Origin of the sequence: uncultured Pseudoflavonifractor sp., from assembly GCA_904419835.1 — a bacterium.
Lineage (GTDB): Bacteria > Bacillota > Clostridia > Oscillospirales > Oscillospiraceae > Pseudoflavonifractor.
This window is the reverse complement of the sequence record CAJFTA010000054.1, coordinates 1-15,914: the sequence shown is the minus strand read 5'-3', so window position 1 is coordinate 15,914 and position 15,914 is coordinate 1. Positions and strand designations below refer to the sequence as shown.

The window sequence follows — 15,914 nt, the reverse complement described above, 5'->3', positions numbered from 1 at the left end:
TAAGCAAAATATGATTGCGTTCTTACAAGAAAGTTCTATGTATTTCATAAAGAAGTCTCTTGGAGAGTGTGTGGCAGAAATCCATTTGTTTGTCGGGGAGCGGGAAAATAAACGTATCTTGTTTTCTGCAAGAAAGCTACATGAAACGCTGGAAAAAAGCAACTTACATATACTCCCAACTATGCACCACGGAGAGTTTTCCATTAACCACACCGATCTCTATGTAAAAGAGTTATGTGCCATTGTTAAACAGCATTAACCTCCCGTTTATTGAAGAGATAGCAAAGCCAGCCGAGCCAGTCAACGGTCAAGATGAACGGCGCATTTCATGCGCCGCCGTTGACAGTCCCGTCTGTCTTTGCTGATAGGCAATCAAGGCGGGAAAGCCTTAAAATGGTGTGGTATCTTTATCTAAGTGAACCCCTCCGCTCCCATTTGCTCACCGAGGACTCGGTCACATAGAGGGCCTGGGCCAGCTCCCGCTGGGTCATACCTATCCCGAGACGCTTGCGGCGGATGTACTCGCCGAAGGATTTCTTTTCGTCCATAAACTTGACCTTCGTTTTGTGGTTGGAGCGCTCGCCTTTACCCTACTCAGCCTGGGCGGAAAAGTCAAGGGGGCGGGGGAAAATCGGGGCACGACTGTCAGTCGAGTCCAGTGTTTCCAAGGGTTTGCGGCCGCGGGAGAAAAAACGGGGCGGACACTTCGGCGTCCGCCCCGCAGGGAAAAGAATGCGCGTTTTTACTTCTGCCAGCCCCCGCCGAACTCCAGCAGGGTGAGCTGCTTGTTCCGCTCGCCGGTCCAGTTGATGGCCCACTGGGTGGCGAAGAGAAGCAGCTGGTTGCCCTTGTAGTCCTCCACCAGCTTTACGCCGTCGCCCAGAATCAGGTCCTCCTCCTTCACCGGCTCGCCGTCCTCGGTCTCAATCCAGCGCAGGTACTCGTAGGGCAGGCCCTCCATGTAGAGGTCCACGTTGTACTCGTTTTTCAGCCGGTACTCCAGCACGTCGAACTGAAGGGTGCCCACCACGCCCACAATGACCTCCTCCATGCCGGAGTAGGGGGTCTTGAAGATCTGGATGGCGCCCTCCTGGGCGATCTGCTCCATGCCCTTGAGGAACTGCTTGCGCTTCATGGTGTCCAGGCTGCGCACCCGGCGGAAGTGCTCGGGGGCAAAGGTGGGGATGGGGTCGAATTTGAACTTCTTCCCCGGGGCGCACAGGGTGTCGCCGATGGAGAAGATACCCGGGTCGAACACGCCGATGATGTCCCCGGCGTAGGCCTCCTCGATGATCTCACGCTCGGCGGCCATCAGCTGCTGGGGCCGGGAGAGGCGGATCTTCTTGCCGCCCTGGACGTGGTAGACCTCCCTGTCGGCCTCAAACTTGCCGGAGACGATGCGCATGAAGGCGATGCGGTCCCGGTGGGCCTTGTTCATGTTGGCCTGGATTTTGAACACAAAGGCGGAGAAGCTGTCGTCCAGGGAGTCAATAAGGGTGTCCCCGGCGGTGCGGGGCAGGGGGGCGGTGGTCATGCGGAGGAAGTGCTCCAGGAAGGGCTCCACGCCGAAGTTGGTCAGGGCGGAGCCGAAGAACACCGGGGAGAGCTTGCCGTGGCGCACCCGGTCCAGATCGAACTCGGCGGCGGCGCCGTCCAGCAGCTCGATCTCGTCGGTGAGCTGCTGGTGGAGCCGCGCCCCGATGAGATCGTCCAGGTTGGGGTCTCCCAGCTCCACCTCTGTGGCGGTGGCCGCCTTGGCGCCGCCGTTGGAGGTGAAATGGATGATTTTTCTGCTGTCCCGGTCGTACACGCCCTTAAAATCCTTGCCGCAGCCGATGGGCCAGTTGACGGGATAGGTCTCAATGCCCAGCTCCTTCTCCAGCTCCTCCAGCAGCTCGAAGGAGTCCCGGGCCTCACGGTCCATCTTGTTGATGAAGGTGAAGATGGGGATGTCCCGCATGGCGCACACCCTGAAGAGCTTCCGGGTCTGGGCCTCCACGCCCTTGGCGGCATCGATGACCATCACCGCGCTGTCGGCGGCCATGAGGGTGCGGTAGGTGTCCTCGGAGAAGTCCTGGTGGCCGGGGGTGTCCAGAATGTTGATGCAGAAGCCTTCATACTGGAACTGCATCACCGAGGAGGTGACGGAAATGCCGCGCTGCTTCTCAATCTCCATCCAGTCGGAGGTGGCGGCCCGGCTGTTCTTCTTGCCCTTGACCACGCCGGCCTGGGCGATGGCGCCTCCGTACAGGAGGAACTTCTCCGTCAGAGTGGTCTTGCCGGCGTCGGGGTGGGAGATGATGGCGAAGGTGCGGCGGCGGGAAATTTCAGCTTCGTATTTTGACATAGATGCAAACCTCTCTACAGTTTTATCACAGCACACAGAAAAAAGCGCCCTTATGGGGGACACATGGCCGCCAGAGCGGCGGGGATACCGGCAAAGGAATGCACGGCGGGCACGCCCGCAATGGGGCCGCCGAAGCCGTAGGCCGCGTGGAGGAAGGGCACGCCGGCCTCACGGGCGGAGGTGCAGTCCAGCAGGGTGTCCCCCACGTAGACCGGGCGCGCCAGGCCGTACTGCCGGGCCACCAGGGCGATATTATGGCTCTTGGGCCGGCCGGTGCGGCCGGCGCACTCAAAGCCGGTAAAGTAGCGCTCCAGCTTGTGAGCGGCGTAGAAGGTCTGGATATACCCGTCCTGGCAGTTGCTCACCACAAAGAGCTTTGCCCGGGCGGAGAGGGCGGCCAGGGTCTCCTCCACGGCGGGGTAGAGCACGCCGCCCTGGGTCCGCAGAAGCGCGAACTCCTCGCCCTCCTGCTCTTTGAGCACCATGGCCCGGGTCTCCTCTCGCTCACCGGGGAGGATTCTGCGGGCAATGTCGGGCAGAAGCAGGCCCATGGTGGCCTCCACCTCGGGCACGGTCACCGGCGGGCGGGCAATCTCAGGGTGCCGGGCCAGCGCACGGTTCCAGCTCTCGCAGATGCGGACGGTGGCGTTCCACAGCGTGCCGTCCAGGTCAAACAAAACGCCGTCAAACATGGCGGGAAATCCTCCCTGTCAAGGAAAATGAATCACATCACAAATTCAGCAGACATTACTTTATCCTATTTCCCCTCCAGTGTCAACAAAGAACAGGGGTAGGTGGAGGTTTTTCGGAAATTTTCGTACAAAATTTAACCGGAGCAGAGAGAAACGGCGCCCCGCTTCCCGGGCAGGCTCAGAGCCGCGCCGTCCCGCGCCGATTTTCACACAGGCGCGGAAAAAAGCGGTCCCCGGCCTTCCTCATGGACGGGCCGGGGACCGCGCGGCTTATTTCTTCTCAATGAGGGCCCGGAGGGACTCCGGGGTCATGCCGGTATAGACCGTGCCGTCCCACCGGACGCAGGGGCCCCTGCCGCAGTTTTTCATGCAGCCCCCGGACTGGAGCCGGAAGCCCGCCGCCGCCACGCCGCCGGGCTCCACGCCGTATGCTCTGGACAGGAAGTCCAGCAGCTCCCGCCGCCGCCCGCAGGAGGGGCCTTGGCACACCGTCAGGCTGTGCCGCACCGCCTCGGTCTTGATGGATGGGTAGCGCCTGAGCACCGCCGGGAGAAAGGATGCCCGGAAGCCCAGCGCCCGGGCAATCTCCTCCAGGGCGTGCTTAGGGATGACCCCGCCGTACAGCTGCTGTGTTTCCCGCAGCAGCTGAATCAGCTCGTTCTGGTCGCTGGCCGCGCCCCGCCCCTGATAAAAGGCCAAAAGCTGCATAAATTCCTCCTGATGCATAACAACCTCCCAGCAGAAAAAAAGAGACACGACCGGCGTCGTGTCTCTTTATCATGGTGGACGATATAGGATTCGAACCTATGACCTCCCGCACGTCAAGCGGATGCTCGTACCAGCTGAGCTAATCGTCCAAAGGGCAAAATCTATTATATCCATGAAGGTGCCCTTTGTCAACTCTTTTTTGAAAAATTTTAAAAAGAAAGAAGCGAAGCGGGAAGACGAATGCAGAGGGGGAGGGTATGCAGAAGGGGGGAATCCTGCTATACTGAGAGGCGTTGAAGAATTTGGCCGCCCGGGGGCGGAAGGAGGAGCACATCATGTTATATGAGCGATTTGCCAGGGCGGAGATCTGCCCCGCCCTGCCGGAGGGGGCGACGGAGATCTCCCTGACCGCTTATGCCAGAGCGGATATCGGCGCGCTGGCGGGCGGGGCGCGCTGGGGCGTGCTGATTCTGCCCGGCGGAGGCTACCGGCTGACGTCCGACCGCGAGGCGGAGCCGGTGGCCCTGGACTTTCTCCACGGAGGGGTGCAGGCCTTTGTGCTGCATTACAGCGTGGAGCCGGACCGGTGGCCCCAGGCCTTTCTGGAGGCCGCCGCAGCTCTGGGCTTCCTCCGCCGGAATGCGGCACGGTACGGCATTCGTCCCGACCGCCTGGCGGTGTGCGGATTTTCCGCCGGCGGCCACCTGGCGGGCTGCCTGGCCAACCTGTGGGGCGACCCGATTATCGGGGAGAGGCTGGGCCTGACCCCGGAGGAGGTGCGGCCCGACGCGGCCATTCTCAGCTATCCGGTGATCTCAGCGGGGGAGTGGGCCCACAGGGACAGCTTTTTCCACCTGACCGGGCGGGAGGCGCTGCCTCCTGAGCTGGAGAAGCTGTCCCTGGAGAAGAGTGTCACAGCGGGCAACCCGCCCACCTTTCTCTGGACAACCGACACTGACCGCACCGTGCCGCCGGAGAACACCCTGCTCTACGCCTGGGCCCTCCGGCGGCAGGGGGTGCCCCTGGAGCTCCACTGCTACGGACACGGCCCCCACGCCATGGCCACGGCCACCGGCGAGGCGGCGGGAGATCCGGGCTGGCAGGATGAGCAGGCGGCCACCTGGCTGCCGCTGTGCATCCGGTGGCTGCGCCGGGAGACCTGGCGGAACAAGGACTGAGGAGGAAGAGACATGGAACAGAGGACAGCATTGATTACCGGCGCGTCCCGGGGCATCGGCGCGGCCACGGCCCGGCGGCTGGCCCGGGCGGGGTACGCCGTGGCGGTGAACTACTGCCGCAGCGAGGAAAGGGCTCTGGCTCTGGTCGAGGAGCTCCGGGAGGCGGGGCACACCGCCATGGCGGTGCATGCCGACGTGTCCGACCCGGATCAGGTGGGAGACATGGTTGACAATGTGTTGGATAAATTTTGTCAACTTGACATTCTGGTATGCAATGCGGGCAGGAGCTGGGTGGGCCTGCTGGGGGATATGACACCGGAGGAGTGGCGGGAATTGTTCGCCGTCAACCTGGACAGCGTATTTTACTGCTGTAAAGCGGTGATGCCCCATATGATCCACCGAAAGCGGGGTAAAATCATCACCATTTCCTCCATGTGGGGCCAGGTGGGCGCATCCTGCGAGGCGGCCTACTCCGCCTCCAAGGCGGGGGTGATCGGCCTGACAAAGGCCCTGGCCAAGGAGCTTGGACCCTCTGGAATCACAGTAAACTGCGTGGCGCCGGGGGTAGTCGACACGGAAATGAACCAGAATCTCACCGCGGAAGATCTGGACGCCCTCCGGCAGGAGACGCCCCTGGAGCGCATCGGGCGGGCGGAGGATGTGGCGGAAAGCGTGCTGTTTCTGGCGTCGGAAGGGGCGGATTTTATCACCGGACAGGTAATTTGCCCCAACGGCGGGCTGATTATCTGAACGGAAAATAGCTCGGACACTGTGGAAAAAAGGAGTAATCAGTACAAAGCGCCCAGAGCGCACAGGGGAGAGAGCGCTCCTGTTGTGCAAGAATAAGGTTGACAATTCCGGAGACGAAGATTATAATTGTCAACAACCTTAAAGGAGGTAAGTGAAATGAAGAAGTTTCGTGTTCTCTCTCTTGTAATGGCCTCCGCGCTGTGCCTCTCCATGCTCGCCGGCTGCGGAAGCGACACCACCGGCGGCGATACCACCGGCGGCAACACCCCCGCGCCCAGCACCGGCACTGAGACCGGCGACACCAGCGGCACCATCAAGATTGGCGGCATCGGCCCCCTCACCGGCTCCAACGCCGTGTACGGCCTTGCAACCAAGCAGGGCGCCGAGGTCGCCATTGAGGAGATCAACGCCCTGGGCGGCCTGCAGTTCTCCCTGGACTTTCAGGATGACGAGGGCGACACCGAGAAGGCGATCAACGCTTACAATAATCTGAAGGATTCCGGCGCCCAGATCATCTACGGCTGCACCACCACCAACCCCTGCGTGGTAGTGGCCGCCGAGACCTACGCCGCCCGCTATTTCCAGCTGACCCCCTCCGCCTCCTCCACCGACGTGACCGAGGGCAGGGACAACGTGTTCCAGATCTGCTTTACCGACCCCAACCAGGGCATTACCGCCGCCAACTACATCAAGGATAACAATCTGGGCACCAAGGTGGCCGTCATCTACAACAACGGCGACGCCTACTCCACCGGCATTTACACCGCATTCCAGTCCACCGCCGACGAGATTGGACTGGAGATTGTCACCGTCCAGACCTTCCCCGACGACACCAACACCGACTTCAACGTGCAGCTGACCGCCGCAAAGGACGCCGGCGCCGATCTGGTGTTCATGCCCATCTACTACACCCCCGCCGCCCTGATCCTGTCCCAGGCCAAGAGCATGGGCTATGCCCCCACCTTCTTCGGCTGCGACGGCATGGACGGCATTCTGGACCTGGAGGGCTTTGACGTGAGCCTGGCCGAGGGCCTGATGCTCATGACTCCCTTCAACGCTTGGGGTGAGGACGAGCGCACCCAGACCTTTGTCAGCGAGTATGAGGCCGCTTACGGCGGGATTCCCAATCAGTTCGCCGCCGACGGCTATGACTGCATGTACGCTATCTATGAGGCCTGCACCGCCGCCGGCATCACCGCCGACATGAGCGCCCAGGATATCTGCGAGGCCCTTATCGCCCAGTTTACCTCCGCCGACTTCAGCGTGGACGGCCTGACCGGTACCGGCATGACATGGTCCGCAAACGGCGAGGTCTCCAAGGCCCCCGTGGTGGTCAAGGTTGAGGGCGGCGTGTACGTCACCCAGTAAATTCATCCGCGTCCGCTGACATGGGCTTGAAAGCGGGTTGCCGGCGCGCCCGGCAGCCCGCTTTTCCCCGTATTATCCGTTTGTATGGCGGACACATCCGCAGCCCGGCGGGCCGCTGATGTTTCTGCCATACACAGCATCTGAAATACACACAGAGAGGTGAATGGCTTGAGTTTCCTCAATAATCTCATCACCGGAATCAGTCTGGGCAGCGTCTACGCCATTATCGCCCTGGGCTACACCATGGTATACGGCATCGCCAAGATGCTGAACTTTGCCCACGGCGACATTATCATGGTGGGCGCCTATATGATTTTCTTTGCCACCGGCAGCTTTGGCCTCAACCCCATCGTGGGCATTCTGCTGGCCGTGGTGGTGTGTACCGTCCTGGGCGTGGTCATCGAAGGCCTTGCCTACAAGCCCCTGCGCCAGGCGTCCTCCCTGGCGGTGCTTATCACTGCCATCGGCGTCAGTTACTTTTTGCAGAACGCCGCCCTGGTGCTGTGGGGTGCTGACCCCAAGGTGTTTACCTCCGTCATCCCTGAGGGCTCCCTGCCCATTGAAGGGGTGAACATCACCTACGTGTCCCTGGTCACCGTGCTGGTCTGCATCATCATCATGCTGGCCCTCACCTGGTTCACCAGCAAGACCAAGCTGGGCAAGGCCATGCGGGCCTGCTCGGAGAACAAGGATGCGGCCCGTCTTATGGGCATCAACGTCAACCGCACCATCTCCATGACCTTTGCCATCGGCTCTGCCCTGGCGGCCATTGCCAGCGCCCTGCTCTTCTCCAGCTACAAGAACCTGATCCCAACCAGCGGATCCCTGCCCGGAATCAAGGCCTTTACCGCCGCTGTGTTCGGCGGCATCGGCTCCATCCCCGGCGCCATGCTGGGCGGCATCCTGCTGGGCATTATCGAGACCTTTGCCAAGGTGATCAATACCAACATTTCCGACGCGGTGGTGTTTGCCGTGCTCATCATTGTGCTGCTGGTTAAGCCTGCGGGCCTGCTGGGCAAGACCATCCGCGAGAAAGTGTGAGGTGGCCCACATGAAAAAGCTCTCTCCCGGCCGCAAACGGCTGGTCAACAACTCCATCACCTACGGCATTGTCATCGCCGCATTTATCGTGATGCAGGCCTGCAACGCGGGCGGCCTGCTCTCCTCCTCCATCCAGGGCCAGCTGGTGCCCATCTGCGCCTATGTGGTCATGGCCGTCGCTCTGAACCTGGTGGTAGGCATCTCCGGCGAGCTGAGTCTGGGCCACGCAGGATTTATGAGCGTAGGCGCCTTCTCCGGCGTGGTGGCCGCCATGTCCCTTCAGAGCGCCATTCCCAATGAGGCGCTCCGCCTGGCCATCGCCATGGTGGTGGGCGCGGCGATGGCCGGCGTGGCCGGCGTCATCGTGGGTGTGCCGGTACTCCGGCTCCGGGGCGACTACCTGGCCATCGTCACTCTGGCCTTTGGTGAGATTATCCGCAACATCTTCAACGTGCTCTATGTGGGCGTGGATGAGGAGGGCCTCCACTTCTCCCTGGAAAATGAGGCCGCCCTCCATCTGAGCGAGAACGGCAAGGCCATCCTGAAAGGGCCCATGGGATTTACCAGCAACGCGAAGCTGGCCAGCTTCACCGCCGGCTTTATCCTGATCCTCATTGCCCTCACCATCACGCTCAACCTGGTGCACAGCCGCTCCGGCAGGGCCATCATGGCCCTGCGGGATAACCGCATCGCCGCTGAGAGCGTGGGCATCGGCGCCACCAAGTACAAGCTTATGGCGTTTGTCACCTCCGCAGTGATGGCCGGCGCCGCCGGCGTGCTCTACGCCATGAACTACTCCTCCGTGGCCCCCAAGAAATTCGATTTCAACACCTCCATCCTCATTCTGGTCTTTGTGGTGCTGGGCGGCATCGGCAATATCCGCGGCTCCATCATCGCCGCGGCCTTCCTCACCGTGCTGCCCGAGCTGCTGCGCAGCTTCGACCTGGATCAGTACCGGATGCTGGTATATGCCATCGTCCTAATCCTGGTGATGATCGCCACCAATAACCCCACTATCCGGGGCTTTTTTGCCCAGGTGAAGAACCGCATGACCAGGGCGGACCGGGAAGAGCAGAAGGGAGGCGCGGTACAGTGAGCAGACCACCTCGTCCTGAGACCAAGCTGGTCCCTGTGCCCAGCAAGAACATGATCCCCGAGCGGGATATCGACAAGGATCCCATCCTGGAGGCCCAGCATCTGGGCATCGACTTCGGCGGCCTCACCGCCGTGGACGACTTCAACATGGCCATCGGCCGTACCGAGATTGCCGGCCTCATCGGCCCCAACGGCGCGGGCAAGACCACGGTATTCAACCTGCTGACCAAGGTGTACCAGCCCACCCGTGGCACCGTCCTGCTGGACGGCGTGGATACCCACAACATGAACACCGTCCAGGTTAACCGGGCGGGCATCGCCCGCACCTTCCAGAACATCCGCCTGTTCTCCAACCTGAGCGTGGAGGACAATGTGAAAATCGGCCTGCACAATCAGGCGGGCTGCGGCATGTGGCAGAGCATCTTCCGCCTGCCCGGATATTGGAAGAGCGAGAAGCTGGCCCACGACCGGGCCATGGAGCTGCTGAGCATCTTCGACATGCAGAGCCTGGCCGACGCCAAGGCGGGCAGCCTGCCCTACGGCGCACAGCGCCGGCTGGAGATCGTCCGCGCCCTGGCCACCAACCCGTCCCTGCTGCTGCTGGATGAGCCCGCCGCCGGCATGAACCCCTCGGAGACCTCCGAGCTGATGGACAACATCGTCAAGATCCGGGACACCTTCCAGATTGCCATCCTGCTCATTGAGCACGATATGAACCTGGTCATGGGCATCTGCGAGGGCATCTGCGTGCTCAACTTCGGCCAGGTCATCGCCAAGGGAACCCCCCAGGAGATTCAGAACAACCCGGAGGTCATCAAGGCCTACCTGGGCACCGGAAGGAGTGAATGACGCCGTGGCCATGCTGAACGTAGAGAACATCAATGTGTATTACGGCGCCATCCACGCCGTCAAGGACGTCTCCTTCACCGTGGAGGAGGGGGAGATCATCACCCTCATCGGCGCAAACGGCGCCGGGAAATCCACCATCCTCAAAACCATCTCCGGCCTGCTCCACAGCCACACCGGGTCCATCACCTTCCAGGGGGAGAACATCGGCGGTATCCCCGCCCACAAGCTCATCCCCAAGGGCCTGGCCCAGGTCCCCGAGGGCCGGGCCGTGTTCCTCCAGATGAGCGTGGAGGAGAATTTGCAGATGGGCGGCTACACCCGCCCCGCCGCCGAGATTCCCGGCAGCCTGGAGCGGGTGTACGCCCAGTTCCCCCGGCTGAAGGAGCGGCGCAGGCAGGTGGCGGGCACCCTGTCCGGCGGCGAGCAGCAGATGCTGGCCATGGGCCGGGCGCTGATGTCCAAGCCCAAGCTGCTGATGCTGGACGAACCCTCCATGGGCCTGGCCCCCATCCTGGTGGACCAGATTTTCGACATCATCAAGGAGCTCCACAAGGCGGGCACCACCATCCTGCTGGTGGAGCAGAACGCCCAGATGGCCCTGTCCGTGGCCGACCGGGGCTACGTGCTGGAAACCGGTAAGGTGGTCTCCACCGGCACCGGCGCCGCCCTGCTCCAGGACGAGAGCGTCAAGAAGGCCTATCTGGGCGGCTGAGGACGTCCGAAATAGCAGTGAAAGCGTGCAGTCCATCTCGGAAGAGGACTGCACGCTTTTTGCTGTGCGAGCTTGGACGGAAAGATATGGTTTTCCACAGAGCGCCGGATTCCTGTGGAAAATGAGAGGCGCAGGAGGAGAAAGACAGCCAGCGCGGCGGCCGCATTAAAACAGGGTCCTCTCACAGCAAGCTCCATCCTGTCTGAGCGGAAGTTTCCCCGCATTGCATGTTATTATAAGGGAAAATCCCTTAAAAGTAAATAAGGGATTTTCCCTTAAAGCATACTATCCATAAGAGGTGATGGATATGTATGCGCGCATTCGCGCCCTGCGGGAGGACGCCGACCTGAAGCAGAAGGAGCTGGCGGCCATGCTCAATCTCCACCAGACCACCTATTCGGACTATGAGCTGGGCCGCCTGAACGTGCCCACGCCGGTGCTGATTCAGCTGGCCAGATTTTACGGCACCAGCGTGGACTATATTCTGGGGCTGACCAACGTGCGGGAGCCCTATCCCAGGGCGTAAAAATGCCTGGCGCACCGCTGAAGAGGTGCGCCGGGCACAGTGCTTTTATGGGGTTACTCGTCCTGGTCGGGCAGGCCGGTCAGGTACCGCCGGACCATGTCAAAGGCGTTGGTGGCGGCCACGGTGCGGATGCGGGCCCGGCCGTTGATGAGGTGGAGCTCCCGGACCCGGGTGCCCTCCGGGGTGTCCAGGGCCACATAGATGAGGCCCACCGGGTTATTCCGGTCGTCCGGGTCGGGGCCCGCCACGCCGGTGAGGGACACGGCCAGGTCGCAGCCCAGCACCCGCCGGGCGCCCTGGGCCATGGCCCGGGCCACCTGGGCGCTCACCGCGCCAAATTCATCCAGCATCGCCTGGGGCACGCCCAGTACCCCGGCCTTGACCTCATTGGTGTAGCTCACCACGCCGCCCTTGAACACGGCGGAGGAGCCGGGCAGGTCGGTCATCCGCTTGGCCACCAGTCCGCCGGTGCAGGACTCGGCAGTACCCAGAGTGAGCCCCTTCTCCTTCAGCAGGCCCAGCACAACCTCCTCCATGGAGGCCACATCGGCGCCGTAGACCAGGGGACCGAAGATATCCCGGACCTCTTTTTCCACCGGAACGATGAGGGCACGGGCCTCCTCCACGGTGGCGGCCTTGGCGGTGATGCGCAGCTCCACCTCGCCGGTCTTGGCGTAGGGGGCCAGGGTGGGGTTGGTGAGGGCGTTCATCCGGTCCCGCAGCCTGGCCTCCACCGCCGACTCGCCCATGCCGAATATCTTCAGCGTCCGGGAGGCGATGACGCCGTCGGCCAGAGCCCGGAGATAGGGAACCGCACGGTGCTCAAACATGGGGGTGCACTCGTTGGGGGGACCGGGGAGCATGATGACCCGGACGCCGTCGGCCTCAAAGGCACAGCCGGGCGCGGTGCCCCAGTCGTTCGAGAAGATGGTGCAGCCCTCTGGCAGGTATGCCTGCTGGAGGTTGTTCTCCGTCATGGTTCCGCCGGGATGGAGCCGCTGGAAGTAGTCCCGGATGCGCTCGGCGGACGCCTCGTCATACACCAGCTTCTTGCCAAAGCACTCGGCCAGCACGTTCTTGGTCAGGTCGTCGCAGGTGGGACCCAGGCCGCCGGTGGTGATGATGATGTCCGCACGGCTCTTGGCGATTTCCACCGCCGCCTTCAGCCGCTGGGGATTGTCCCCCACCACGGTGTGGTAGTACACGTTAATGCCCAGGGCGCTCAGACCCTTGGAGAGCATCTGGGCGTCGGTGTTGGCGATATTGCCCAGAAGCAATTCGGTGCCCACTGCGATGAGTTCTGCGGTATGCGTCATAACAAAAGACCTCCAAATCGCCAACACCGACAACGGCGCAGGTGCGCCGGAGCCGTGGGCGGATTCACTCCGCCCGGCGATAAAATAAAACAGAACGGGGTCCCCGCGCAATCCTCAATTGCGTGGGGCATTGGCGATATTGCCCAGAAGCAATTCGGTGCCCACTGCGATGAGTTCTGCGGTATGCGTCATAACAAAAGACCTCCGAAGGACCGGGGATAACCCGGCCAATAGAATATGGAGCGGGAGGGGCGGTCAGGGGCTGACCTGAATCCGCTCGATGTTCTTCACCGCCTCGTCCACCAGGGCCTCGATGTCCAGATTGGCCTCGGCGGCCTCAACCTCGCCGGGCAGGGGCCGCAGCCGGGGGTGACGGGGGGTGAACACGGTGCAGCAGTCCTCGTAGGGCAGGATGGAGGTCTCAAAGGTGCCGATTTTCCGGGCGATGCGGACGATCTCCTCCTTGTCCATGCCCACCACAGGCCGGAGGATGGGCAGGTCACACACCGCGCCGGTCAGGCGCATGGCGGACATGGTCTGGCTGGCCACCTGGCCCAGGCTCTCGCCGGTGACCAGGGCGCCGGCCCCCACCCGGTAGGCCACCCGGCAGGCAATGCGCATCATGAACCGGCGCATGAGGATGGTAAACAGCTCTTCGGGGCAGGAGCGGCGCAGCTCCTCCTGGATCTTGGTGAAGGGCACTACGTGGACCGTGAGGCGGCCGCACCAGGGGGTGAGGAGCCGGGCCAGCTCGATGACCTTGTCCTTGGCCTCGGGGGAGGTGTAGGGGTAGGAGAAGAAGTGAACCATGTCCAGGGCCAGGCCCCGCTTGGCCATCATCCAGGAGGCCACGGGGGAGTCGATGCCGCCGGAGAGCAGGCTCACCGCCCGTCCGCCGATGCCCACCGGCAGGCCGCCGGCGCCAGGCTCCGGGTCGGCGTGGACAAAGGCGGCGTAGTCCCGCACCTCCAGGTGGACGGTCAGCTCCGGGTTGTGCACATCCACGGAGAGGTTGGGGAAGGCGTCGTGGAGCTCGCCGCCCACGTACTGGGAGAGCTGGATGGAGGTCATGGGGAAGGTCTTGTCCGCCCGCTTGGTCTCCACCTTGAAGGTGCGGGCGGCGGACAGCTGGTCGTGGAGGTAGGTCTTGGCGGTCTCCAGCATGGCGTCCTTGTCCTTGGCGCAGGCCCGGGCCCGGCTCAGGCCCACCACGCCGAACAGCCGCTTCATGGCCTCCCAGGCGGCGTCCATGTCGCAGCTGCCGTCCTTGGGCTCCACGTACATGGTGGACTGCTTGGAGTACACCTTGAAGCTGCCGCAGTGCTTCAGGCGGCGCTGGGCGTTGGCGATGAGCTTGTCTTCAAAGCTGCGGCGGTTCAGGCCCTTGAGCACCAGCTCGCCCAGCTTCATCAGGATGATCTCGTCCATGTCTTTTTATTCTCCTTATAGTTCATGACAGTTATTTCACAAGGTAGGCCCCGGGCCGGTACTGGAGGGCCTCGGCCAGATGGGGCGCCTGAATCTGTTCGCTGCCGTCCAGGTCGGCGATGGTGCGCCCCACCCGGAGGATGCGGTCATAGCCCCGGGCGGTGAGGCCCATGCGCTGAAAGGCCCCCTTCATCAGCGCCTCGCAGGCGCTGTCCAGCCGGCAGAATTCCCGCAGCTCCCGCTGGCCCATGTGGGCGTTGCAGGAGGGGCCGCCGGGGCCGAAGCGGGCGGACTGAATGCGCCGGGCGGCGTTGACCCGGGCGCGGATGTCCGCCGAGGACTCGGCCGGGGCGGCGTGGGACAGCTCGTGGAACTCCAGAGGAGGCACCTCCACGTGGAGGTCAATCCGGTCCATCAGGGGCCCGGACACCCGGCCCTGGTACTTTTCCACCGCCGCCTCGGTGCACCGGCACCGGCCCGACGGGTGGCCGTACCAGCCGCACTTGCAGGGGTTCATGGCGCACACCAGCATAAACCGGGCGGGGTAGGACACCGTGCCCGCCGCCCGGGAGATGGTGACCTGTCCCTCCTCCAGGGGCTGACGCAGCACCTCCAGCACCTCGGGCCTGAACTCGGGCAGCTCGTCCAGGAAGAGCACTCCGTTGTGGGCCAGGGAGATCTCCCCCGGCCGGGGATTGGAGCCGCCCCCCGCCATGCCCATGGGGGAGATGGTGTGGTGGGGGGAGCGGAAGGGGCGGCGGAGCAGCAGGGGCTCCTCCGCCGTGGTGAGCCCGGCCACCGAGTGGACCTCGGTGGCGGCCAGGGCCTCCGCCTCCGTCATGTCGGGCAGGATGGAGGGCAGCCGCCGGGCCAGCATGGATTTGCCCGACCCGGGGGGACCCACCATACAGATATTATGTCCGCCGGCGGCGGCAATCTCCAGTGCCCGCTTCACATGCTCCTGGCCCTTCACCTCGGCAAAGTCCGGCCCGGCGGCCAGGTTATCCCCCGGCGCCCAGGGGGGCGCGGGGGAGAGGGGCTCCTCCCCCGTCAGGTGGCGGATGAGGGCGGTGACGCTCTCCACCGGGTAGACCGCCATGCCGCCGCCGGCCAGGGTGGCCTCGGCGGCGCTCTCGGCGGGGACATAGAGGGCCTCCACCCCCGCCCGGGCGGCGGCCAGGGCCATGGGCAGCATGCCCGCCACCGGCCGCACCTCCCCGGACAGGGACAGCTCCCCCACAAAGGCCGAGCGGGACAGGTCGCACCTGAGCTGCCCGCCCGCGGCCAGAATGCCCACCAGGATGGGCAGGTCGTACAGGGTGCCCGCCTTCCGCTGGGCGGCGGGGGCCAGATTCACGGTGATGCGGGACACAGGGAAGGTAAAGCCGCAGTTCTTCACCGCCGAGCGCACCCGCTCCCGGGCCTCCTTCACCGCCGCGTCGGGCAAGCCCACAATATCAAAGGCGGGCAGACCGCCGGACAGGTCGCACTCGGCCCGTACTTCATACCCGGCCACGCCGGTCAGGCCCAGAGAGCGCACCTCACAGAGCATAAAAATCGCCGCCCTTTCTCCATACAGCATCAGTATACCACGGAGAAAGGGCGGCTGCCAAGAAAAACGTCGCTGGGGGATGCTCAGCTCTGGGTCAGGTGATATAGCCGCAGGACGGTGAGGATACACTGCTCCCTGGTGTAGGCGCCCTGGGGGGTGAAGGCGCTGCCGTCCCCCGCCATAATTCCGGCGGCCTGGACCTGTCCCACCCCGGCGGCGGCCCAGGAGGAGATGGCGGCGCTGTCCGAGAAGCTGGGAGCCGCCTGGGGCAGGGGATGGCCCATGGCCTCTGCCAGGCGGGCCAGGATGGTGGCCGCCTGCTCCCGGGTCAGGGTGCCGTTGGGGTCGAATT

Annotated in this window: 16 protein-coding genes, 1 tRNA gene and 1 pseudogene; 9 read left to right on the top strand and 9 right to left on the bottom strand. The window is 63.4% G+C overall.

The features are described 5' to 3' along the window. Window positions 1-259: pseudogene (locus QZY67_RS09620) on the top strand (alpha/beta hydrolase); the annotation flags it as partial. Between the two features lie 148 nt (window positions 260-407). Here QZY67_RS09620 and QZY67_RS09615 read toward each other — a convergent pair. From QZY67_RS09615 to QZY67_RS09595, 5 genes are all read right to left on the bottom strand, one after another. Beyond that, the gene (locus QZY67_RS09615; RefSeq protein WP_295369878.1) at window positions 408-548 is read right to left on the bottom strand and encodes a helix-turn-helix domain-containing protein; all 141 of its coding nucleotides are present in this window, start codon (window positions 546-548) and stop codon (window positions 408-410) included. A gap of 194 nt (window positions 549-742) precedes the next feature. Then, window positions 743-2,347: a peptide chain release factor 3 gene (locus QZY67_RS09610; protein ID WP_295369877.1), complete on the bottom strand. Its 1,605-nt coding sequence runs from the start codon at window positions 2,345-2,347 to the stop codon at window positions 743-745. A gap of 50 nt (window positions 2,348-2,397) precedes the next feature. Beyond that, window positions 2,398-3,039, bottom strand: coding sequence for an HAD family hydrolase (locus QZY67_RS09605; protein ID WP_294531731.1), 642 nt, complete (start codon window positions 3,037-3,039; stop codon window positions 2,398-2,400). A gap of 270 nt (window positions 3,040-3,309) precedes the next feature. Further along, window positions 3,310-3,747, bottom strand: coding sequence for an NAD(P)H-dependent oxidoreductase subunit E (locus QZY67_RS09600; protein WP_295369876.1), 438 nt, complete (start codon window positions 3,745-3,747; stop codon window positions 3,310-3,312). Between the two features lie 72 nt (window positions 3,748-3,819). Further along, a tRNA-Val gene (locus tag QZY67_RS09595) sits at window positions 3,820-3,896 on the bottom strand. A 186-nt stretch (window positions 3,897-4,082) separates the two neighbouring features. On the opposite strand from QZY67_RS09595, the gene QZY67_RS09590 reads away from it, so the two are divergent. The 8 genes from QZY67_RS09590 (at window position 4,083) to QZY67_RS09555 (ending at window position 11,266) form a co-directional block, all read left to right on the top strand. Continuing rightward, window positions 4,083-4,925: an alpha/beta hydrolase gene (locus QZY67_RS09590; RefSeq protein WP_295369875.1), complete on the top strand. Its 843-nt coding sequence runs from the start codon at window positions 4,083-4,085 to the stop codon at window positions 4,923-4,925. Between the two features lie 12 nt (window positions 4,926-4,937). Beyond that, window positions 4,938-5,675, top strand: coding sequence for an SDR family oxidoreductase (locus QZY67_RS09585; RefSeq protein ID WP_294536720.1), 738 nt, complete (start codon window positions 4,938-4,940; stop codon window positions 5,673-5,675). Window positions 5,676-5,831: 156 nt separating this feature from the next. After that, complete coding sequence (locus QZY67_RS09580; protein ID WP_295369874.1) at window positions 5,832-7,043, top strand: ABC transporter substrate-binding protein; 1,212 nt, start codon at window positions 5,832-5,834, stop codon at window positions 7,041-7,043. A 168-nt stretch (window positions 7,044-7,211) separates the two neighbouring features. Continuing rightward, a complete protein-coding gene (locus tag QZY67_RS09575; RefSeq protein WP_294536714.1) occupies window positions 7,212-8,084 on the top strand; it encodes a branched-chain amino acid ABC transporter permease in 873 nt (290 codons plus the stop codon). Window positions 8,085-8,094: 10 nt separating this feature from the next. After that, the gene (locus QZY67_RS09570) at window positions 8,095-9,180 is read left to right on the top strand and encodes a branched-chain amino acid ABC transporter permease (protein WP_295369873.1); all 1,086 of its coding nucleotides are present in this window, start codon (window positions 8,095-8,097) and stop codon (window positions 9,178-9,180) included. A 50-nt stretch (window positions 9,181-9,230) separates the two neighbouring features. After that, window positions 9,231-10,028, top strand: a complete 798-nt coding sequence (locus tag QZY67_RS09565) for an ABC transporter ATP-binding protein (RefSeq protein WP_295369880.1) — start codon at window positions 9,231-9,233, stop codon at window positions 10,026-10,028. A 10-nt stretch (window positions 10,029-10,038) separates the two neighbouring features. Continuing rightward, window positions 10,039-10,740 (top strand): ABC transporter ATP-binding protein, encoded by a 702-nt coding sequence (locus tag QZY67_RS09560; RefSeq protein ID WP_295369879.1) that lies wholly within the window; start codon window positions 10,039-10,041, stop codon window positions 10,738-10,740. 307 nt (window positions 10,741-11,047) lie between these two features. Continuing rightward, window positions 11,048-11,266 (top strand): helix-turn-helix transcriptional regulator, encoded by a 219-nt coding sequence (locus tag QZY67_RS09555; RefSeq protein WP_295369872.1) that lies wholly within the window; start codon window positions 11,048-11,050, stop codon window positions 11,264-11,266. 53 nt (window positions 11,267-11,319) lie between these two features. On the opposite strand, the gene QZY67_RS09550 is transcribed toward QZY67_RS09555, so the two are convergent. The 4 genes from QZY67_RS09550 to QZY67_RS09535 all read right to left on the bottom strand — a co-directional run. Next, on the bottom strand, window positions 11,320-12,582 hold the full coding sequence (locus tag QZY67_RS09550) for a competence/damage-inducible protein A (RefSeq protein WP_295369871.1): 1,263 nt from the start codon (window positions 12,580-12,582) through the stop codon (window positions 11,320-11,322). Window positions 12,583-12,837: 255 nt separating this feature from the next. Then, window positions 12,838-14,010 carry a tRNA uracil 4-sulfurtransferase ThiI gene (gene thiI / locus QZY67_RS09545; protein ID WP_295369870.1) on the bottom strand — a complete coding sequence of 391 codons (1,173 nt, stop codon included), beginning with the start codon at window positions 14,008-14,010 and terminating at the stop codon, window positions 12,838-12,840. Window positions 14,011-14,041: 31 nt separating this feature from the next. Next, window positions 14,042-15,562, bottom strand: a complete 1,521-nt coding sequence (locus QZY67_RS09540; protein ID WP_295369869.1) for a YifB family Mg chelatase-like AAA ATPase — start codon at window positions 15,560-15,562, stop codon at window positions 14,042-14,044. Between the two features lie 83 nt (window positions 15,563-15,645). Continuing rightward, window positions 15,646-15,914 (bottom strand): S-layer homology domain-containing protein (locus QZY67_RS09535; protein WP_295369868.1); only part of this gene is annotated, 269 nt, incomplete at its 5' end.